We start from the raw sequence: 20,267 nt of genomic DNA on the forward strand, positions 1-20,267 counted from the left end.
AGGAGACTTTAAGTATATTTTATGATTAGACAGCTACAATCCCTTTGATATGTGGATGTGCATGATAATTTTCTAATTCGAAATCTTCGTATTCAAAATCAAAAATGTTTTTTACATTCGGATTTATTTTCATTGTTGGTAATGGATAAGGTTCACGAGTTAATTGTAATTCAACTTGTTCGAAATGATTTTTGTAAATATGCGCATCTCCAAATGTGTGAACAAAATCGCCTACTTCTAAATCACAAACCTGCGCTACCATCATCTGTAATAAAGCATAAGATGCAATATTAAATGGTACACCTAAGAAAATATCTGCACTACGCTGATACAATTGCAAAGATAATTTATCGTCATTTACATAAAACTGGAAAAAGGCATGACAAGGTGCCAAAGCCATTTGGTCTAATTCACCAACATTCCAAGCAGAAACTATAATTCGGCGCGAATCTGGATTGTTTTTTATTTGATCAATCGCAACTTTTATTTGATCGACAACTTCTCCGTTTTCTTTTCCCCAAGAACGCCACTGATGTCCATAAACAGGACCTAAATCTCCATTTTCGTCTGCCCATTCGTTCCAAATTCTTACGCCATTATCTGTTAAATATTTGATATTTGTATCACCTTTCAAGAACCACAACAATTCGTAGATAATCGATTTTAAATGTATTTTTTTTGTCGTCACCAAAGGAAATCCTTTCGATAAATCGAAGCGCATTTGGTAACCAAAAATACTTTTCGTTCCTGTTCCTGTTCTATCTTCTTTGAAAGAACCTTCTGCTAAAACCTTTTTACATAAATCGTGATACTGTTGCATTTCTCATTATATTTAACCTTTCAAATTTAAGAATTTTTTTTAGAATGAAGTTTAGCTTGATCTTATCGATTTTAGTGATTTTTATGTTTTTTGCTTCGTATAGCAAATCAGATTTTGGACGAAAAATTGCGCAACATTTTTATTTTCAAACGTTATTCAACGTTGTTTTGGTTGTCGTTTTTGTATCAAAAATCATTCACATCAAGCTACATTTAATGTCAATGATTTCACTTGTTATCATTGGATGTATGTTATATATGAGCTTTCCAAATTATTTACAACAATTGAGGAGAAGGATAGGTAAATAGTTACGTATAATTTTTTTATCTTTGCAGTTATGAAAAACGAAGCAGGAATTTTTGGTTTAAGACCAGTAATAGAAGCGATTGAAGCAGGTAAAACAATCGATAAAATTTTTATTCAAAAAGGTTTACAAGGAGAGATTTTTTCAGAATTGAGAAAATTGGTGACTGAGTATGAAATTCCTGTAAGTTATGTGCCTGTAGAAAAACTAAATCGTTTTACAGGAAAAAACCATCAAGGCGTTTATGCGTTTGTTTCTCCAATCGAATTCGATTCAATCGAAAATGTATTGCCTCAAATTTGGGAAAAAGGAAAAACACCATTTATTTTAATTTTAGACCGCGTTTCTGATGTTCGTAATTTTGGAGCTATCGCTCGTACAGCGGAATGTGTTGGTGTAGATGCGATAATTATTCCAACAAAAGGTTCAGCTTCTGTAAATGCAGATGCAGTTAAAACTTCGACAGGAGCGTTATATAATATTCCTGTTTGTAAAGAAGGAAATTTAGTTAATATAATCAAGTATTTACAATCATCAGGAATAACTATTTTTAGTGCTTCAGAAAAATCAGCAGAATACATTTATGATGCAGATTTTGCCGTTCCAGCAGCAGTTGTAATGGGAAGTGAAGAAGATGGAGTCTCGGATTCTATTTTGAAAATTTCAGATAAAATTGTTAAATTGCCTATGGCTGGACAAACAGCATCATTGAATGTTTCTGTTGCGGCTGGTGCAATCTTATACGAAGCTGTTCGTCAAAGAATGTTACAAGATTTATTTTAACGAAAAATATAATTTATGAGCTATTCTACACTTATCGGAATTTTATTGATCGCATTGAGTGCGGCAATGTACTACTTTACAAATTTGGATGTTTCGAGATTATTTTCGGACAAAGAATTTCTGGTTGGAATAACAGGAGGTGCTGGAATTGGATTTATTCTTGGAGGTTTTTTGGGATGGTTGTACAAATATAAATCTGTGAATAAAGCAAATGCTAAAATCGCAGAGGAAGAAAAACGTAAAGTTGCAGAACAAAAAGCGCAAGAAGAAGTTGCAAAAGAGCAAGCTAAATTAGATGCTCAACAAGAAAAAGAAGAATCGGGATTACTATAATTCTAATTTACAACATAAAAAAGCGGTCGAAAATTAATTTTCGACCGCTTTTTTATATTGTATTTCTTGGTAATAAAAACAAGGAATCAAAATCAATAAAAACATGGGTTGAATGAGAAATCGTCTGACGTAAAAGAAAACCATTTCACCTGAAGAAAATTGTGTTGAAATAAGGTAATTGTAAATTGGTAAAAGAACGATTAATCCAATAATCATAATAATGATAGAGAATTTAACATAATTCTTTTTCCAGAAAATAAACCAAACAATTAATACTGTTAATAACGTATTGATAAGGTAACGAAACATAAGACTTGCATTTAGTTGAGCCATATCCAAATCAGGAAACTTAGAATATCCAACAAGATGAAAGTATTGAATAAAAGGATCGTAAAACAACGTATCTTCAAATTTTCTGACCAATACTAATCCAAAAACCAATAAAGCTGCAATTCCGTAGCGTAAGTATTTATTTGGCATGTTGTTTATTGTATTTTGTAACGAAAAATTTAATCCAAACAATCCAAAGAACAACAATAGATCCATAAATTATAGCAGGAAATAAATAGTCATGCGCCATTTTTCCGTATTCGTTGTGGTATCTAAATATATAGTTGAGTAACATAATTCTCGAAATATTCATCACAAATAATATGACTAATCCAGCTAAAATAAATAAAATTGTTTGTTTTAAATTGGTATAAAAAGCAACGATAAATGAGACGAAAATAATCAAAATTGAAATTGCATTGCACCCTTCATTAACAATTGAGGCGACTTGTCCATCAACAATCAAGCGCATCCAAGGTTGATTTTCTGCGATGTTTGAGAAAGAAAAGAAACCAAACTTATTTAAGAAAAAAGCGGTGATATCTGAAGTGAATTTTGTAAATGGATCTGGTATATTGTGTGGTAAATATTGATCCAAATATAGTTTGTACGCAATGCTTAGAATAATGTAGGTTCCTAAAAATCGTGCAAGGAATAACAACAATGGTTTAAATTCTTTCATTAAGGTTAAATAATTTCAAACAAATATAAATGAAAATCATCATCTTTTGATTAAGTAATGATTAATCAATAAATTTGCTTCACAAGATTTTTAAATAAATGCAAAATTTACATAAACGCGTAGATGTCATTTTTGATAGCGCAATTTCGACAGAAGATAAGTTACAAAAGATTTGTCAATTGTTGAGTGATGAAGTAGACTATTACAATTGGGTTGGGTTTTACTTCAAAAATGGAGATAAGAACGAGTTGAAACTTGGGCCTTATGTTGGTGCAGCAACGGATCATACAATTATACCTTACGGAAAAGGAATTTGTGGTCAAGTAGCTGAATCGAATCAAACATTTGTTGTTCCAGATGTGTATGCACAAGATAATTATTTGGCATGTTCTATCGAAACAAAAGCCGAAATAGTAATCCCAATCTTCAAAAATGGTGTAAATATTGGGCAAATTGATATCGATTCGCATACAATAGATCCTTTTACGGAAGAAGATATCAAGTTGTTAGATTATGTTTGTAATCGTGTTTCAGAAATTATTTAATCGATGGTAGAACTTATTTTAAACTATTTTCCAGATTTGACAGAAAAGCAAATCGAGCAATTTTCAAAAGTGGGAGATTTGTACAAAGAATGGAATGATCAAATAAACGTGGTTTCTCGCAAGGATATCGACGAAATTTACACCAATCATATTCTACATTCTTTAGCAATTGCCAAAGTGATGGAATTTGCAGATGGTTCTGATGTGTTGGATGTAGGAACAGGAGGAGGTTTGCCGGGGATTCCGTTGGCTATTTTATTTCCTAATGTTAATTTTCATTTAGTCGATTCGATTGGTAAAAAAATCAAAGTGGTACAAGGAGTAGCAAAGGGTTTAGGATTAACGAATGTAAAAGCAGAACAAAAACGCGCCGAAGAATTAACAGAAAAGTACGATTTCGTAGTTTCACGTGCGGTTACAGCAATGCCAAGATTTGCAGAATGGATTCGTGGTAAATTCAAGAAAGAAGCGATTAATCCTTTTCCAAATGGCTTGTTATATTTAAAAGGAGGCGATTTAACAGAAGAATTAGCAGATTTTCCTAATGCTGTACTGTTTGATATTCAAAACTTTTTTGAAGAAGAGTTTTTCGAAACAAAAAAAGTAGTTTACTTAGAAAAGAAAGATATTTAATTTTAAGTATTTAATAAATAATTAACCGAAATCAGATTAAAAATGATTTTGGTTTTTTTATGAGTTCAATTATTAGATTTTAAGAAAAAAGTGCATAAAATCGTTATTTTATCCAATACTTTAAGTTCTTTTTAAGAGGTTTTCTCGTCAAAATTCACTATATTTGTTTGTTTTAAAAAGTTAGAGACATATTATGAGTAATAACACATATACGGCGGATAATATCCAAGCGTTAGAAGGAATGGAGCACGTACGTCTTCGTCCATCGATGTACATTGGTGACGTCGGAGTTAGAGGATTACACCACTTAGTTTACGAGGTTGTTGATAACTCTATTGATGAAGCTTTAGCAGGATACTGTGATACAATCAAGGTAACAATTTTAGAGGGAAACTCGATTCGTGTCGAAGATAACGGACGTGGTATTCCAGTCGACTTACATAAAAAAGAAGGAAAATCTGCATTAGAAGTTGTAATGACAAAGATTGGTGCAGGAGGTAAGTTTGATAAAGATACATATAAAGTTTCTGGAGGTTTGCACGGTGTTGGAGTTTCGTGTGTTAATGCACTTTCTAACCATTTATCGGCAGAAGTTTTTAAGAACGGGAAACAATATATTCAAGAATATTCGAAAGGTAAGCCTTTGTATGATGTAAAAGAAGTCGGAACAACTGATAAAAGCGGTACGACTGTTACTTTTACTCCAGATGATACAATTTTCCAAGAGATTAGAGAGTATAACTATGCTACTTTAGCAAATCGTTTACGTGAGTTAGCTTTCTTGAATAAAGGAATTAATATTGTATTAGTTGACGAACGTCAAAAAGATGAAGAAGGAAATCCTTTCTCAAAAACTTTTCATTCAGAAGAAGGATTAAAAGAATTTGTTGAATTTGTTGATGGAAACAGAGAATCTATCATGGATAAAGTCATCTTTATGGAAGGTGAGCGTGATGGAATTCCTGTTGAGGTTGCAATGCGATACAATACGTCATATAACGAAAATGTACATTCGTATGTAAATAATATTAATACACACGAAGGAGGAACGCACTTGTCTGGTTTCCGCCGTGCATTGACGCGTACGCTGAAAAAATACGCTGAAGAAAACTTTAATCTTGCAAAAGAAAAAGTTGAGATTGTAGGTGATGATTTCCGTGAAGGATTAACAGCTGTAATTTCGGTGAAAGTTATGGAACCTCAGTTCGAAGGTCAAACTAAAACGAAATTAGGAAACTCTGAAGTTTCTCCTGCGGTTGATAAAATCGTTGCAGAAATGTTAACAAATTTCTTAGAAGAAAATCCAGCTGAAGCGAAAATAATTGTTGATAAAGTAATTTTAGCAGCAAAAGCGCGCCAAGCAGCTAAGAAAGCTCGTGAAATGGTACAACGTAAGAATCCTATGGGAGGAAGCGGATTACCAGGGAAGTTAGCAGACTGTTCTTCTCGTAAACCAGAAGAATCGGAATTATTCTTAGTCGAGGGTGATTCTGCCGGAGGAACGGCAAAACAAGGACGTGATCGTCATTTTCAAGCAATTTTACCATTACGTGGTAAGATCTTAAATGTTGAAAAAGCGATGGCGCATAAAGTTTTAGATAACGAAGAAATCAAAAATATTTATACAGCTTTAGGGGTAACAATCGGAACTGAAGAAGATTCGAAAGCACTTAATATTGCAAAACTACGTTACCATAAAGTAGTAATTATGACCGATGCCGATGTCGACGGTTCTCACATCGCGACATTAATTTTGACTTTCTTCTTCCGTTACATGAAAGAATTAATTGAAAACGGACATATTTATATTGCAACACCACCTTTATATTTAATTAAAAAAGGAGCTAAAGCAGAATATGCTTGGGACGAAAAAGATCGTGAACGTTTAACGGCTGAATTCTCTACAGATGGTTCAGGAAAAGGTGTAACGATTCAACGATACAAAGGTCTTGGGGAAATGAATGCCGAGCAATTATGGGAAACGACTCTTAATCCAGAACATAGAACGTTACGTAAAGTAACAATTGATAATGCGACAGAAGCAGATCGTGTATTCTCTATGTTGATGGGTGATGATGTACCACCTCGTCGTGAGTTTATCGAGAAAAATGCACACTACGCAAAAATTGATGTTTAATCAGTTTTAAAATAATACAAAAAATAAATCCAGCTTTTTTTAAGGCTGGATTTTTTTTGTTAATAATTTATTTAGAAAATTTAATGAATGTATAGCAAGGAATTGTATAGTTCATATTATCTATGAATAAATAATAGGTACTGAAAAGGTTGTTCTATTGAATTATAAATTGTAAAATCAATTGAATAAGAATAAAAAAAATCCAGAAAGTAGAACCTTCTGGATTTGAGAAATATTGTGTAAGAAATCTTAAGCGTAATATTTTGCTTTTAATTCTTTTACCTTAGGATCGTCTAAGAATTCATCATATGTCATATAACGATCGATGATTCCGTTTGGTGTCAACTCGATAATACGATTACATGTTGTTTGAATCAATTCGTGGTCATGAGAGCCCATTAAAATTGTTCCTTTGAAATTAACCAAAGAATTATTTAATGCTGTAATCGATTCTAAGTCTAAGTGACCTGTTGGTTCGTCTAATAATAATACATTTGCACGTAATAACATCATGCGAGAGAACATACAACGCATTTTTTCACCTCCAGATAAAACAGAAGATTTTTTCAATGCTTCGTCTCCAGAGAATAACATTTTACCTAAGAAACCACGCATAAATTCTTCGTGACGTTCTTCATCAGAATCAGTATATTGACGTAACCAATCAACCAAGTTGATATCTTCTTTGAAGAAATCTGTATTATCTAATGGTAAATACGCTTGTGTTGTTGTAATACCCCAAGAGAAATCACCAGAATCTGGTTGAACTTTACCTGATAGAATTTCGAAGAATTGAGAAACAGCTTTCGAATTACGAGAGAAAACACCAATTTTATCACCTTTTTTCAGGTTGATGTTTGCATCTTTAAATAAAACTTCTCCATCTACAGACGCAGATAAATCGTTCACTTCTAAGATTTGATCTCCAGCTTCGCGTGATTGTTCCCAAATAATTGCAGGGTATCGACGAGAAGATGGTTTGATGTCTTCAATATTTAATTTCTCGATCATTTTCTTACGAGAAGTTGTTTGTTTTGCTTTAGCAACGTTAGATGAGAAACGAGCAATGAAATCTTGTAATTCCTTTTTCTTTTCCTCTGCTTTTTTGTTTTGTTGAGCACGTTGTTTTGCCGCTAATTGAGATGATTCGTACCAGAATGTATAGTTACCAGAATAAAGATTTAATTTAGAGAAATCTAAATCACAGATATGTGTACAAACCGCGTCTAAGAAGTGACGGTCGTGTGATACTACAATTACTGTATTCTCGAAATTACCTAAGAAATCCTCTAACCATTGAATTGTATTAACGTCCAATTCGTTGGTAGGCTCATCTAAGATTAACACGTCTGGATTTCCAAATAAAGCTTGCGCAATCAAAATACGAACTTTCGCTTTATTATCTAAATCTCCCATTAACGTATAATGCATATCAGAATCAATTCCTACATTAGATAATAATGTAGCTGCATCAGATTCAGCATTCCATCCATTCATTTCTTCATAAACAACGCCTAATTCTCCTGCTTTGATACCATCTTCTTCAGAGAAATCTTCTTTTGCATATAAAGCATCCATACGTTCTTTAATATCGTATAATACTTTATTTCCACGTAAAACAGTATCCAATACTGTGTACTCGTCGTATTTAAAGTGATTCTGCTCTAAGACAGACATACGCTTCCCTTTTTCTAAACTAACTTGTCCAGAAGTAGGATCGATTTCACCAGATAATATTTTTAAAAAAGTTGATTTTCCTGCTCCATTGGCACCAATTATCCCGTAACAGTTGCCATTTGTAAATTTTATATTAACTTCGTCGAAAAGAACACGCTTTCCGAATTGAAGCGATAAATTAGAAACATTTAACATAATTTTTGGTATGATGTTTGTTTGACCTTCCGGCAAAGTTACAAATTTTAATTGGAATAAAATAAAGTGCAAAAAGAAGTTACGATAAAGAATAAACGTGCAAGGTTTGAATATGAACTATTAGATTCATACGATGCCGGCATCCAATTATTTGGGACTGAAATAAAATCTATCCGAATGGGAAAAGCTTCTATTACAGAAAGTTTTTGTCAAATGAAGGATGGTGAACTCTATATCATTAATATGTTTATAGATGAATATGATTGGGGAACATACTTTAATCATAAGACAAGAAGAGACAGAAAACTTTTATTGCAAAAATCTGAATTGCGAAAATTAGAACGTAAAACTAAAGAAACAGGTTTGACAATTGTAGCAACAACGCTGTATATAAACAACAAAGGGTTGGCAAAATTGAAGATTTATTTAGCAAAAGGGAAGAAACTTTTTGATAAAAGAAATACAATAAAAGGAAAAGATTTGAAAAGAGATTTGGATAGAATGATAAAGAATTCTTAAATTTGTCTTATAATTGTATAAAAATTACATAAAATTTAATATATTTAAAACGCTAAATATTTGATAATGAAAAAGTTTAATCTATTATTATCTGCAGTAGCATTATTCGTAGCGGGTAATTCTTTTGTAGATGCTCAAAATTCTAAGAATCCTTGGGCTCTTACAGTTGGTGCTCACGCAGTTGACCACAACTCAATAACTGGACCATTCAACCAGTATTTCAAAACAGATAACTGGGATATCGTTCCTCCTTTATCTAAATTGTCTATTATTCGTAACTTAAACAGATCTTTTGACGTTGATTTAACTGCTTCTGTAGGTGAAGTTGACAACAACAGATTACGTGTTAAAGATGAATTATTCATCAATGCAGGTTTAGGTTTACGTTATAAATTAGCTAATGGCTATATCTTAAAAGAAGATTCTTGGTTTGACCCATATATCCGTGTAGGTGCTGGTTACCATAGATATGATTACACAGGATTACAATTCCCATTAACTGCTTATTATGGTAATGGAGATGGAAACGAAACATACCAATTAACTGAAGTTGAAGATTTAGAGAAAAATCATTTTGTAGCATCTTTAGGAGCTGGAATTAACTTTTGGTTTACTAAAAATTTTGGTTTAAATGTTGCTTCTGATTACAACTGGTTACCAGCTTACGGAGGAAACAATTATTTCGATTTCTTCCAACACACAGTAGGTGTTACTTTCCGTTTCGGAAAACAAGATAGAGATAATGATGGTATTCCTGATGACGAAGATGCATGTCCAGATACTCCAGGTATCGCTACAGGAGATCCTGCTACAAACGGATGTCCAGATACAGATGGAGACGGAATCTTTGATAAAGATGATGCTTGTCCAAACGAACCAGGTTTAGCTGAATTCCAAGGTTGTCCAGATACAGATGGTGACGGAGTTCCAGATAAAGATGATGCTTGTCCAGAAGTTGCTGGTCCAGTAGAAAATAACGGATGTCCTTGGCCAGATACAGATGGTGATGGAATCTTAGATAAAGATGATGCTTGTCCAAACGAACCAGGTTTAGCTGAATTCCAAGGTTGTCCTGATACAGACGGAGATGGTATTCCTGATAAAGATGATGCTTGTCCAACAGAAAAAGGACCAAAAGAAAATAACGGATGTCCATGGACAGAAGTTCACGTAGCAAAACGTTTATCTAACATCTTATTCGAGTACAACTCTGATAAAATTGTTCCTTCTTCTTACGAAGACGTACGTGTAGCAGCTCAAATTTTAAATTCTGATGATTTAAAAGCTAAAAGCTTCTACTTAGATGGACATGCTGACCAAAGAGGTTCTGCGGCTTACAACAAAACTTTATCTTTAAAACGTGCTAAAGCATTAGTTAAGATTTTATCTGAAAGAGGTGGAGTTGACGCTAACCGTTTAACTGCTCGTGGATTAGGAGAGTCTCAATTATTATGTACTGAGGAAACAGAAGAATGTTACCAAAGAAACAGACGCGTTGAAGTTTTACCTAAAAACGCTACAGTTACTGAAACTAAAGTTGTAAAACCAGCTACAAAAAAGAAAAAATAATTCTTTAAAAAGCTTACAATAATGAAAGCCACCTCATTTGAGGTGGCTTTTTATTTATATTCTATCAGAATTAGTAAATTATTTTATATAAAAAATATAAGCTTGATGTTTAAAATTGGCAATGATTTTTAGTAAATTAAAATACTTTTCGTTAGATTAGTCTTTCAAAGATTTATTACTTTTGCTTCAATTATACTCAACCTTAAAATGGCTATAAAAAATACTCAAGAAACACCTAAAACTTCTAAGAAACAAATTATTAAAACAATTGTAGGTATTATATTTTTAGTACTTGGATTATTGTTGTTTGTTTCGTTTTTATCTTATTTTTTTAATGGTTTAATCGATCAGAGTCAAATCTCCGATTTATTGGATAAAAGTGAAACTGCTGAAAATATTTTTGGTAAGTTCGGCGCTTTATTGGGAGAAACTTTCATCTTACAAGGCATTGGTATTGTGTCTTTTTTTATCCCAATTTTCTTTATGTTGTTAGGAATAAAAGTGGCTACGAACTGGAAAAAAATTAAACCATTTAAAACACTTTATCAAAGTATATTTTTTATGATTTGGCTACCGATCTTCTTCGGATGTATTCTTCCACAACAACATATGCTTTCAGGTGTAATGGGGTTTGAAGTCAATGATTTTTTAAATAGTTTCATCGGTAAGTTGGGTGTTGTTTTATTGTTATTTGTTAGTTTATTGATTTATTGTGTGATTCATTTTAGAATGACATATCAATCTATCCAACAAAAAATGGAGGAACGCGCGAAACAAAAAGAACTTGATCGCATTGAAAAAGAACAAGAAAAAATTAAAAAGGAGCAACTCGAATTAAGAAAACGTAAAGAAGAAGAAGAGCAGGAAAAAATTAATAAATTCAATCAAGAAGTTGAAAAACAACAAGAAAATGAATCGATTGAAGAGTTGAAATTGGTCGAGAATTTTGAAAAAGAAGCAATCAAATCACATACAGTTAGTCCAAATGAATCTTTTTCGCAAGAGTTTACTATAAATCAACCACAGGAGGAAGAGCAAATTGAAGAAAGTCCTGTTAATATAACCGAATTGGTGGTTGATGAGATAGAAGAAAATAGTGAAATTGAAGTTGAACCAATAACAGAAAATTCAGTTACAAGTTCTAAACAAGAAGGTTCTAATGATTTAGAATTGAAAGTTCAAAAAATTGACGAAGAAGAAGAATTTGAAGCTACTTCTGCACGATTGGTTCAAGAACAAGGCGAATATAACCAACGTTTAGATTTACCAAATTTTCAATTTCCACCGATTTCATTATTGAAAAAATATGATTCAGGAAATACATTAATCGATCAAAAAGAATTAGAATCCAATAAAAATAAAATTATCGAAACTTTAGGTAACTACGGAATCGGTATTTCACAAATTACGGCAACGATAGGTCCAACTGTAACACTTTACGAGATTGTGCCGCAAGCAGGAGTTCGTATTTCTAAAATTAAGAATCTTGAAGATGATATAGCATTAAGTTTAGCTGCACTTGGTATTCGTATTATTGCACCAATTCCAGGAAAAGGAACCATTGGTATCGAAGTTCCGAACTCTAATCCATCTATGGTTTCGATGCATTCTGTAATAGCTTCTCAAAAATTTCAGAATTCTGATATGGAATTACCTATTGCTTTTGGTAAAACAATTACGAATGAAACGTTTGTTGCTGATTTAGCTAAAATGCCTCACTTGTTAATGGCGGGAGCAACTGGACAAGGAAAATCGGTAGGACTGAATGCAATTATTGCATCGTTGTTGTACAAAAAACATCCATCAGAATTGAAATTTGTAATGGTCGATCCAAAGAAAGTAGAGTTGACACTTTACTCGAAAATAGAACGTCATTACTTAGCTAAATTACCTGATGCAGAAGAAGCAATTATCACAGATAATACGAAAGTAATCAATACACTGAATTCGCTTTGTATAGAAATGGATGATCGCTACGAATTACTTAAGAATGCTTTCGTTCGTAATTTGAAAGAATACAATGCGAAGTTTAAAGAACGTAAATTAAACCCAGAAGCTGGACATCGATTTTTACCATATATCGTTTTAATCGTAGATGAGTTTGCAGATTTGATTATGACAGCTGGTAAAGAAGTAGAACTACCTATTGCTCGTTTAGCTCAGCTGGCTCGTGCTGTTGGAATTCACTTGATTGTTGCTACACAACGACCTTCAGTAAATGTTATTACAGGTACAATTAAAGCTAACTTTCCAGCTCGTGTAGCGTTTCGTGTAACATCTAAAATAGATTCGAGAACAATTTTAGATTCACCTGGAGCTGATCAATTAATTGGAAAAGGAGATATGCTATTTACGACTGGAAATGATTTAGTGCGACTACAATGTGCTTTTGTGGATACACCAGAAGTTGATAAAATCACCGAGTTTATTGGAGAACAACGAGGCTATCCAGATGCTTTACATTTACCAGAATATGTTGGCGAAGATGGAGGTTCTAATTTAGATATTGATTTATCTGATCGTGATGTGTTATTTGAAGATGCTGCACGATTGATTGTAATGAATCAACAAGGTTCTGCATCTTTATTACAACGAAAATTAAAATTAGGATATAACCGAGCAGGACGATTAATTGATCAATTAGAAGCCGCTGGAATTGTTGGACCTTTTGAAGGAAGCAAAGCACGTCAAGTATTGATACAAGATGACATGAGTTTGGAACAGTTGTTGAATAATTTGAACTAAAATTTATTAAAAACAGATAGAAATTTAAATTGTATGAAAAAGATAATTTATTCTTTCATACTCTTATTAGTAGGGGTTGGAACATTAAACGCTCAATCAGCAAAACAAATCTTAGACAAAGTTTACGCAAAATATACCAACGCAAGCTCGTATTATATTAAGTTTGATTTTAGTCATTCGAATAATGGAAAATCGATGAATCAAACAGGAGAAGTTTTCTCGATGAAACAAAAATTTAATTTGAATGTAGGAGACATCAATCAAATATACACAGGAACAAAGTTATATACGATAGCAAAAGATGACAAAGAAGTAACAGTTTCTGATGCGTCAAATACAGATGATTTTTTAAATCCAACTAAAGTTTTGAATACCTATCGCACAGATTTTAGTTATGCGTTAACAGATAAAAAAACAGTAGGAGGTAAGTCGATTCAGTATATAAAATTAACGCCAACTAAAACATCTTCAATTAAATATTCGATTTTAGGAGTTAATACAGCAAATAATCAAATCCATGATTATAAAGAATATGGTAAAAATGGAGATACAATGTCTATCGTTGTAAAAGATTACGTTCAAAATTTACTTATTCACAAAAGTTACTTTAACTTTGACCAAAAGAAATATAAGTCGCAAGGCTATATTATTACACAATTATAATCAATGTTAAAAAAGCTTGACTGGTATTTAATTAAGACCTTTTTAGGTCCATTTTTTTTCATTTTTAGTGTTCTATTTTTCATCTTTATTGTGCAGTTTGCATGGCAAGAAATGGAAAAATTTATTGGAAAAGGTTTAGAATGGTACACTATAGCGGAATTACTTTTTTATTTTGGTATTAACGTGGTGCAACTTGTACTGCCACTTACCATTCTTTTGGGGTCGATTATGACAATGGGAGGATTTGGTGAGCGTTACGAGTTGGCAGCAATGAAAGCGTCTGGAATCTCTTTAACAAGAATTCTTGCCCCACTTTTTGGATTAATTATGTTAATGTCAATAGGGTTGTATTATTTTGGAGACAAAGTAATGCCTTATTCTCAACGAAAAGCAAGAACAATGCTCTATAGTATTTTACAGACAAAACCTACTGTAAATATGAAAGAAGGTGTTTTTATTGAAACGGTTCCTGGTTTTCAGATGAAAATTAATAAAGTTTCTGGTGAAAATTCTGAAAAGTTAGAAGATGTTTTTGTTCATCAAAATGCAGCTTTTGGAGAAGATGGAATGACAATAATTGCCAAAAGAGGAAATCTTGCTCCTGATAAAAACGATAACCATTACATGAAAATGGAGCTTTTTGATGGAATTGCTTATACAGATAATATTAAGAATAAAAATTTAGATCAACGATTACGTCAAGAAAATCAATATACAAAGTTTGATACGCTTAATTATTACATTGATATTTCGGATATTTTAAATTCAGGGAAAGACGAAGATCCAGGAAACTCATATAAATATTTGGATGGAAAAGGTCTGAGACATTTGATAGATTCGTTAAATGTAGACTATAAAAAGTATTATTCAGATTTAAAAACAAATATGTTCAATCAGAATTATTATTACTTTCATAAAATGAAAGAGATTGATTCTGTAAATACCAAAATGATTTTCGATATAAAAGAACATTCTGCTCAAGATCAAGACAGAATTATCAATCAATCGATACAAATGGTAAATCGAGATCAAGAAAATATGTTATTTTCTGAACAAGAAATTATAGGTCGAGAAAAACTATATGCAAAAGTAAACATTCATTACAACCGAAACTTTTCGTACGCAGTAACGTGTATTATTTTCTTTTTGATAGGATCTTCGTTAGGAGCAATTGTTAAAAAAGGAGGAATTGGAATGCCGGTTGTTATTTCTATTGTCATATTCGTTATCTATTTTATTCTAAATTTCTCCGCAGAAAACATGGCGAAAAATGGTAAATTAGACTCAACTTTTGCTGCTTGGGCAGCGAATATTATAGCACTTCCATTCTCTATTTTATTTAGTTATAAAGCCAACCAAGACTCAGGATTATTTGACATAAGTATTTACATCGATCCGATTATAAAATACTTTAATAAGTTTAAGAAAACAAACAAAAACGAGGAGCATTCTCGTTATCAATAATATAAAACAATGGAAAATAGATCATCTCAATTAAACACAATTGAAGAAGCTTTAGAAGATTTAAAACAAGGAAAAGTTATCATTGTAGTTGACGATGAAGATCGTGAAAATGAAGGAGATTTCCTATGTATAGCCGAGTTTGCTACGCCAGAAGTCATTAACTTTATGGTAACGCATGGACGCGGATTGGTTTGTACACCACTTACACAACAAAGATGTAAAGCTTTAGGCTTAGATCTTATGGTTGGTCACAATACAGCGATTTATGAAACGAATTTTACCGTTTCTGTCGATTTACAAGGACATGGTTGTACAACAGGAATTTCGGCTTCGGATCGTTCAAAAACTATTCAAGCCTTAATTGATGAAAATACAAATCCTGATGATTTAGGTAAACCAGGACATATTTTTCCTTTAATAGCGAAAGATGGAGGGGTTTTAGTTCGCATGGGACATACAGAAGCAGCTGTTGATTTGGCGCGTATGGCAGGACATTATCCTGCTGGATGTATTGTTGAAATATTGAAAGAAGATGGAGAGATGGCTCGTCTTCCTGAATTATTGGAGATTGCGAAAAATTTTGATCTTAAAATCGTTTCGATTGAAGATTTAATTGCATATAGATTAGAAAACGAATCGTTGGTAAAACGTATTGAAGAATTTCCTGCAAAAACGAAATTCGGAGATTATGATTTAGTTGCTTATCAACAAACAACAAACAACCAAATTCATTTTGCACTAAAAAAAGGTAAATGGTCAAAAGATGATGTTGTTCCTGTACGTGTAAAATCGACAAACAGTTATTATGACTTATTTAGCGCTTTACAAAATGGAGAAACGCCATTGTTAGAAAAAACAATGAACATTATCAACGAAGAAGAAAAAGGAGTTATTATTTTTATCAATAATATTCAGAATTCTGAATTAGTTGAACAGAAATTAGAAATTTTCAAAAGCTATTCTGAAGGAAAATCTAAATCGGGGATTTTACCAGCAGACGAAAAAGATCATGGAATTGGATCGCAAATTATCAAAGATTTAGGTATCCAAAAAATGAATTTAATTACACGAACAGTCGAAGAGCCTCATACTACACAATATGGTTTAGAGATTGTAAAATGTACAAAATTGTAAGAAAATAATATAGAACTAAAAAAAGCTTCTCACAAGAGAAGCTTTTTTTATTAATCATCATAATATTTAATGGGCATAATGTTTACGAGAAACAAGATGCAGAATTTTTTGAACTGATTTTGTGTTTTTGTAAAGATTCCAATTCATTAATAAAACACTGAATAAAATTACTGCTAATCCATAGATCTGCAAATGAGTTATGACATCATCTGAGAAAAAATAACTTAACGCTACTGCTACAATTGGATTAACGTAAGCATAAGTAGAAACTTCTACGGCTGGACGATGTTGTAACAGCCAAACATAAGATCCAAATGCAAGAATAGAGCCAAAAGTTGTTAAATAAGCCATTGCTAACCAATCTTCTGTCGTTACATTCGCAAGATTGAAATTGGCATACTCTCCATTGAATATGGCAACAGTATTGAATAATACACCAGCAGTAATCATTTGCCAAGCTGTTTTTACCATGATATGCAACTCTTCTTTTGGTTTTGTAACTTCTTTTTTCTGTTTGTCCGTCACATATTTAGAATACAAAGAACCCAATGTCCAAGCGATAGAACAAAAGATTAAAACAATCAATCCAATCATATTTAAGAATTGCTGATCTGCGTCTGCGTGTACAGTAGTCGTTTGTTCGTAGAATAGCATCAAAACACCTATAAAACCAAACAGTACACCTAATACAGTGGGAATACTTGAAAAATTTTGTTTCCATTTTGGTTTATCTAATACAATGAACCAAATAGCTGCCGAAGCTGCCATAATCGCAACAATTCCACTTGGTAAAAATTGCTCAGACCAAATAATTCCGGCCATATCAATAAAAAGTAACATAAATCCCGTAAAAATGCATTGTTTTACGATTTGTTTATCCCAAAGTTTATAGCCTTTTAATTTGCAATACCCCATCAATAATGTACTCGCTCCAATAAAACGAAACGAGCCCAAAATAAATGGACTAAAGCCATGTAATGCCTTATCTATAAAAAAATAAGTTGACCCCCAAACGACATAAACCACGAAATACGCTGCAATAATCAGCCACTTGCTTGGTTGATTCCCTTTCATTCAATCTTCAATTTTAATTCGTTGGTATAACGATATTTTGTTCTTCTTTTATTGTTTGTAAAACGATAGTTGTTCGTGTAGAGGTGATTCCACCAATTTTGCTAAGGTGTTTACGCATTAATTCTACTAAACCTTCGTTATCAGAAGTTCTTACTTTGATTAAATAACCATCATCTCCAGCGATATCATGAACTTCTAAAACTTCTGGAATTTGAGCAAGCTGTTTTCCTACTGTTTCATCTCCGATAATATCTACCGTTTTGATAAACATGTATGAAAGTAATTTTTGACCAACTGCCACTGGATTTATTTTTGCATGATAAGCTAAAATAACTTGTTTGTTTTCAAGCTTCTTTACACGTTCTAATATACCAGAAGGTGCCATTCCCAATTCTCTTGCAATATCGGCATTATTAATACGCGCATTTTCTTGCATTAATCGCATGATTTTCAAATCAGTAGCGTCTAAATTAAATTCTATTTTTTCCATTTCGACTGCAAAATTAAGGTTTTTTGAATAATATTCAAAAAATATATTAATAAATGTACTTTATTCTTGATATGATTTTAAACCATAAATTAAATTCAGTATTCCTGCCAAGTATTAAACCATTCTTCATAAAAAAAAGCTGCCCAATACTGGACAGCTTATGTTATTTAAAAATTTCCGTTAGAGAATTAGTTTCCTCCTTCTTCCATTTTCTTTTTCAATGCAGCTAATGAATCGATATCTCCTAATGTAGATGTTTCAATTGTGTTAGATGAATTGTTGTTGTTATTGTTGTTAGAAGTTCTTTCAGCTTTAACTTCTTCCTCACGGAAAGTTGCTGTATGAGAAACTACTACACGACGGAATTCTTTATTGAATTCGATTACTTTGAAAGATGTTTCTTCACCTTTTTTGATACGAGATCCGTCTTCCTTCTCTAATGTACGAGCTGGAGCGAAAGCTTCAACATCAGCATCTTCGAATTGAACTGTAGCACCTTTGTCAAATACGTCAACTGCAACACCTGTGTGAGTTGTACCTACAGCATATTTAGCTTCGTACTGATCCCAAGGGTTTTCAGTTAATTGTTTGTGACCTAAAGATAAACGACGAGCTTCTACGTCTAATTCTAAAACTACTACGTCTAAGATATCATCAACTGCACAGAATTCTGATGGGTGTTTGATTTTCTTAGTCCAAGATAAGTCAGAGATGTAGATTAATCCGTCAACACCTTCTTCTAATTCTACGAATACACCGAAGTTAGTGAAGTTACGAACTTTACCTTTGTGAGTAGAACCTACTGGGTATTTAGTTGTAATATCTGTCCAAGGATCTGGCGTTAATTGTTTGATACCTAAAGACATTTTTCTTTCTTCTCTATCTAAAGTTAAAACTACTGCTTCAACTTCATCACCTACTTTTACGAAATCTTGAGCAGAACGTAAGTGAGTAGACCATGACATTTCAGAAACGTGGATTAAACCTTCTACACCTGGAGCAACCTCAACGAATGCACCGTAGTCAGCTAAAACAACTACTTTTCCTTTAACTTTATCACCAACTTTGATATCAGCATCTAAAGCATCCCATGGGTGAGCTTCTAATTGTTTAATACCTAATTGGATACGAGATTTATCTTCGTCGAAATCTAAGATTACAACGTTGATTTTTTGTCCATCTTCTAAGATTTCAGATGGGTGGTTGATACGAGACCAAGATAAGTCTGTAATGTGGATTAAACCGTCAACACCTCCTAAGTCTACGAATACACCGTAAGATGTGATGTTTTTAACTTCACCTTCTAATACTTGTCCTTTCTCTAATTGAGCAACGATTTCTTTTTTCTGAACTTCGATATCAGCCTCGATTAACGCTTTGTGAGAAACAACTACGTTTTTGAATTCTGGGTTGATTTTAACAACTTTGAACTCCATAGTTTTTCCTACGAATTGTTCGTAATCACGGATTGGTTTAACATCGATTTGAGAACCTGGTAAGAAAGCTTCAATTCCGAATACGTCAACAATCATACCTCCTTTAGTACGAGCTTTGATGTAACCGTTAACGATTTCTTGAGAATCGTGTGCTTTGTTCACAGCATCCCATGCATTTAATGTACGAGCTTTTTTGTGAGATAAAATTAATTGTCCATTTTTATCTTCACGTTGATCAACCATTACTTCAACGATATCTCCAACTTTTAAATCTTGGTTGTAACGGAATTCGTTTAATGAAATAACACCTTCTGATTTGAAGTTGATGTCAACGATAGCTTCTTTATCTGTAATACGTACAACTTGTCCTTTGAATACTTCATTCTCATGTAAGTCTTCTAAAGTTGTATCGTACATTTGCTCTAATTCAGCTTTTTCTTTACGATCTTCTTCGTTTAATCCTGATTCGAAAGATTCCCAATCAAATGATTCTGGCGCTACGTTTGCATTAGCAGACGCATCTAATACTGGAGTGTTTAATACAACTTCTTTTACCTCCTCTTGTTTTGTTTCTTTAGACATAATTCTAAAAATTTGTATCTCAATCAATTTTATTTTTGGAATCTTAAAATGCAAATAAATGACCGAGAGATGTTTAACTTAATAATTAATCGCTTGATTCCTAATTCATTTAAGCGAGTGCAAAGATAAACAATAAAAATTAATTTTTTGGA

General features: G+C 32.7%; 18 protein-coding genes. 11 read left to right on the plus strand and 7 right to left on the minus strand.

The window, feature by feature from the left end; genetic code table 11:
• Nucleotides 1–25 precede the first annotated feature (25 nt).
• A complete protein-coding gene (locus tag NZD85_RS11885; RefSeq protein WP_260541962.1) occupies nt 26–820 on the minus strand; it encodes a thymidylate synthase in 795 nt (264 codons plus the stop codon).
• A gap of 337 nt (nt 821–1,157) precedes the next feature.
• Between NZD85_RS11885 and rlmB the strand changes: the two genes are divergently transcribed.
• The gene (gene rlmB, locus NZD85_RS11890; RefSeq protein ID WP_171621831.1) at nt 1,158–1,907 is read left to right on the plus strand and encodes a 23S rRNA (guanosine(2251)-2'-O)-methyltransferase RlmB; all 750 of its coding nucleotides are present in this window, start codon (nt 1,158–1,160) and stop codon (nt 1,905–1,907) included.
• A gap of 15 nt (nt 1,908–1,922) precedes the next feature.
• Complete coding sequence (locus NZD85_RS11895) at nt 1,923–2,240, plus strand: hypothetical protein (protein WP_260541963.1); 318 nt, start codon at nt 1,923–1,925, stop codon at nt 2,238–2,240.
• Nucleotides 2,241–2,273: 33 nt separating this feature from the next.
• On the opposite strand, the gene NZD85_RS11900 is transcribed toward NZD85_RS11895, so the two are convergent.
• Both NZD85_RS11900 and xrtF read right to left on the minus strand, forming a co-directional pair.
• The gene (locus NZD85_RS11900) at nt 2,274–2,720 is read right to left on the minus strand and encodes an exosortase F system-associated membrane protein (RefSeq protein ID WP_260541964.1); all 447 of its coding nucleotides are present in this window, start codon (nt 2,718–2,720) and stop codon (nt 2,274–2,276) included.
• Nucleotides 2,710–3,252 carry an exosortase family protein XrtF gene (xrtF, locus tag NZD85_RS11905; RefSeq protein WP_225539730.1) on the minus strand — a complete coding sequence of 181 codons (543 nt, stop codon included), beginning with the start codon at nt 3,250–3,252 and terminating at the stop codon, nt 2,710–2,712. Before xrtF ends, NZD85_RS11900 begins: the two co-directional genes overlap by 11 nt.
• A gap of 98 nt (nt 3,253–3,350) precedes the next feature.
• Between xrtF and NZD85_RS11910 the strand changes: the two genes are divergently transcribed.
• The 3 genes from NZD85_RS11910 (at nt 3,351) to gyrB (ending at nt 6,567) form a co-directional block, all read left to right on the plus strand.
• Nucleotides 3,351–3,797 carry a GAF domain-containing protein gene (locus NZD85_RS11910; protein ID WP_225539731.1) on the plus strand — a complete coding sequence of 149 codons (447 nt, stop codon included), beginning with the start codon at nt 3,351–3,353 and terminating at the stop codon, nt 3,795–3,797.
• 3 nt (nt 3,798–3,800) lie between these two features.
• The gene (gene rsmG / locus NZD85_RS11915; RefSeq protein ID WP_260541966.1) at nt 3,801–4,430 is read left to right on the plus strand and encodes a 16S rRNA (guanine(527)-N(7))-methyltransferase RsmG; all 630 of its coding nucleotides are present in this window, start codon (nt 3,801–3,803) and stop codon (nt 4,428–4,430) included.
• 193 nt (nt 4,431–4,623) lie between these two features.
• On the plus strand, nt 4,624–6,567 hold the full coding sequence (gyrB, locus tag NZD85_RS11920) for a DNA topoisomerase (ATP-hydrolyzing) subunit B (RefSeq protein ID WP_260541967.1): 1,944 nt from the start codon (nt 4,624–4,626) through the stop codon (nt 6,565–6,567).
• Between the two features lie 249 nt (nt 6,568–6,816).
• On the opposite strand, the gene NZD85_RS11925 is transcribed toward gyrB, so the two are convergent.
• Nucleotides 6,817–8,439 (minus strand): ABC-F family ATP-binding cassette domain-containing protein, encoded by a 1,623-nt coding sequence (locus NZD85_RS11925; protein ID WP_188319217.1) that lies wholly within the window; start codon nt 8,437–8,439, stop codon nt 6,817–6,819.
• 66 nt (nt 8,440–8,505) lie between these two features.
• On the opposite strand from NZD85_RS11925, the gene smpB reads away from it, so the two are divergent.
• The 6 genes from smpB (at nt 8,506) to ribB (ending at nt 16,533) form a co-directional block, all read left to right on the plus strand.
• Nucleotides 8,506–8,958, plus strand: a complete 453-nt coding sequence (smpB, locus tag NZD85_RS11930; RefSeq protein WP_171621839.1) for an SsrA-binding protein SmpB — start codon at nt 8,506–8,508, stop codon at nt 8,956–8,958.
• Between the two features lie 66 nt (nt 8,959–9,024).
• Nucleotides 9,025–10,527, plus strand: a complete 1,503-nt coding sequence (locus NZD85_RS11935; RefSeq protein WP_171621840.1) for an OmpA family protein — start codon at nt 9,025–9,027, stop codon at nt 10,525–10,527.
• Between the two features lie 207 nt (nt 10,528–10,734).
• Nucleotides 10,735–13,272, plus strand: coding sequence for an FtsK/SpoIIIE family DNA translocase (locus NZD85_RS11940; RefSeq protein ID WP_260541973.1), 2,538 nt, complete (start codon nt 10,735–10,737; stop codon nt 13,270–13,272).
• A gap of 33 nt (nt 13,273–13,305) precedes the next feature.
• On the plus strand, nt 13,306–13,935 hold the full coding sequence (locus NZD85_RS11945) for a LolA family protein (RefSeq protein WP_260541975.1): 630 nt from the start codon (nt 13,306–13,308) through the stop codon (nt 13,933–13,935).
• A 3-nt stretch (nt 13,936–13,938) separates the two neighbouring features.
• Complete coding sequence (locus tag NZD85_RS11950; protein ID WP_171621843.1) at nt 13,939–15,399, plus strand: LptF/LptG family permease; 1,461 nt, start codon at nt 13,939–13,941, stop codon at nt 15,397–15,399.
• A 9-nt stretch (nt 15,400–15,408) separates the two neighbouring features.
• A complete protein-coding gene (gene ribB / locus NZD85_RS11955; RefSeq protein ID WP_225539734.1) occupies nt 15,409–16,533 on the plus strand; it encodes a 3,4-dihydroxy-2-butanone-4-phosphate synthase in 1,125 nt (374 codons plus the stop codon).
• A 66-nt stretch (nt 16,534–16,599) separates the two neighbouring features.
• Here the strand turns inward: ribB and NZD85_RS11960 are convergent, their stop codons facing one another.
• From NZD85_RS11960 to rpsA, 3 genes are all read right to left on the minus strand, one after another.
• On the minus strand, nt 16,600–17,607 hold the full coding sequence (locus NZD85_RS11960) for an EamA family transporter (RefSeq protein WP_171621845.1): 1,008 nt from the start codon (nt 17,605–17,607) through the stop codon (nt 16,600–16,602).
• Nucleotides 17,608–17,620: 13 nt separating this feature from the next.
• Nucleotides 17,621–18,088 carry an Lrp/AsnC family transcriptional regulator gene (locus NZD85_RS11965; protein WP_210766915.1) on the minus strand — a complete coding sequence of 156 codons (468 nt, stop codon included), beginning with the start codon at nt 18,086–18,088 and terminating at the stop codon, nt 17,621–17,623.
• 197 nt (nt 18,089–18,285) lie between these two features.
• Entirely contained in the window at nt 18,286–20,115 is a 1,830-nt protein-coding gene (rpsA, locus tag NZD85_RS11970) for a 30S ribosomal protein S1 (protein WP_171621846.1), read from the minus strand.
• Between the last annotated feature and the right edge of the window lie 152 nt (nt 20,116–20,267).

The organism is Empedobacter stercoris (genome assembly GCF_025244765.1).
Taxonomy (GTDB): Bacteria; Bacteroidota; Bacteroidia; order Flavobacteriales; family Weeksellaceae; genus Empedobacter; species Empedobacter stercoris.

Excerpts from the sequence above, each read along its gene's own strand:
- rsmG (WP_260541966.1), top strand. The coding sequence starts at position 3,801 with ATGGTAGAACTTATTTTAAACTATTTTCCAGATTTGACAGAAAAGCAA.
- NZD85_RS11885 (WP_260541962.1), bottom strand. The coding sequence starts at position 820 with ATGCAACAGTATCACGATTTATGTAAAAAGGTTTTAGCAGAAGGTTCT.
- NZD85_RS11925 (WP_188319217.1), bottom strand. The coding sequence starts at position 8,439 with ATGTTAAATGTTTCTAATTTATCGCTTCAATTCGGAAAGCGTGTTCTT.
- rpsA (WP_171621846.1), bottom strand. The coding sequence starts at position 20,115 with ATGTCTAAAGAAACAAAACAAGAGGAGGTAAAAGAAGTTGTATTAAAC.
- NZD85_RS11950 (WP_171621843.1), top strand. The coding sequence starts at position 13,939 with ATGTTAAAAAAGCTTGACTGGTATTTAATTAAGACCTTTTTAGGTCCA.
- NZD85_RS11940 (WP_260541973.1), top strand. The coding sequence starts at position 10,735 with ATGGCTATAAAAAATACTCAAGAAACACCTAAAACTTCTAAGAAACAA.
- gyrB (WP_260541967.1), top strand. The coding sequence starts at position 4,624 with ATGAGTAATAACACATATACGGCGGATAATATCCAAGCGTTAGAAGGA.
- NZD85_RS11900 (WP_260541964.1), bottom strand. The coding sequence starts at position 2,720 with ATGCCAAATAAATACTTACGCTACGGAATTGCAGCTTTATTGGTTTTT.
- rlmB (WP_171621831.1), top strand. The coding sequence starts at position 1,158 with ATGAAAAACGAAGCAGGAATTTTTGGTTTAAGACCAGTAATAGAAGCG.
- NZD85_RS11910 (WP_225539731.1), top strand. The coding sequence starts at position 3,351 with ATGCAAAATTTACATAAACGCGTAGATGTCATTTTTGATAGCGCAATT.
- NZD85_RS11960 (WP_171621845.1), bottom strand. The coding sequence starts at position 17,607 with ATGAAAGGGAATCAACCAAGCAAGTGGCTGATTATTGCAGCGTATTTC.
- NZD85_RS11895 (WP_260541963.1), top strand. The coding sequence starts at position 1,923 with ATGAGCTATTCTACACTTATCGGAATTTTATTGATCGCATTGAGTGCG.
- NZD85_RS11935 (WP_171621840.1), top strand. The coding sequence starts at position 9,025 with ATGAAAAAGTTTAATCTATTATTATCTGCAGTAGCATTATTCGTAGCG.
- ribB (WP_225539734.1), top strand. The coding sequence starts at position 15,409 with ATGGAAAATAGATCATCTCAATTAAACACAATTGAAGAAGCTTTAGAA.
- xrtF (WP_225539730.1), bottom strand. The coding sequence starts at position 3,252 with ATGAAAGAATTTAAACCATTGTTGTTATTCCTTGCACGATTTTTAGGA.
- NZD85_RS11945 (WP_260541975.1), top strand. The coding sequence starts at position 13,306 with ATGAAAAAGATAATTTATTCTTTCATACTCTTATTAGTAGGGGTTGGA.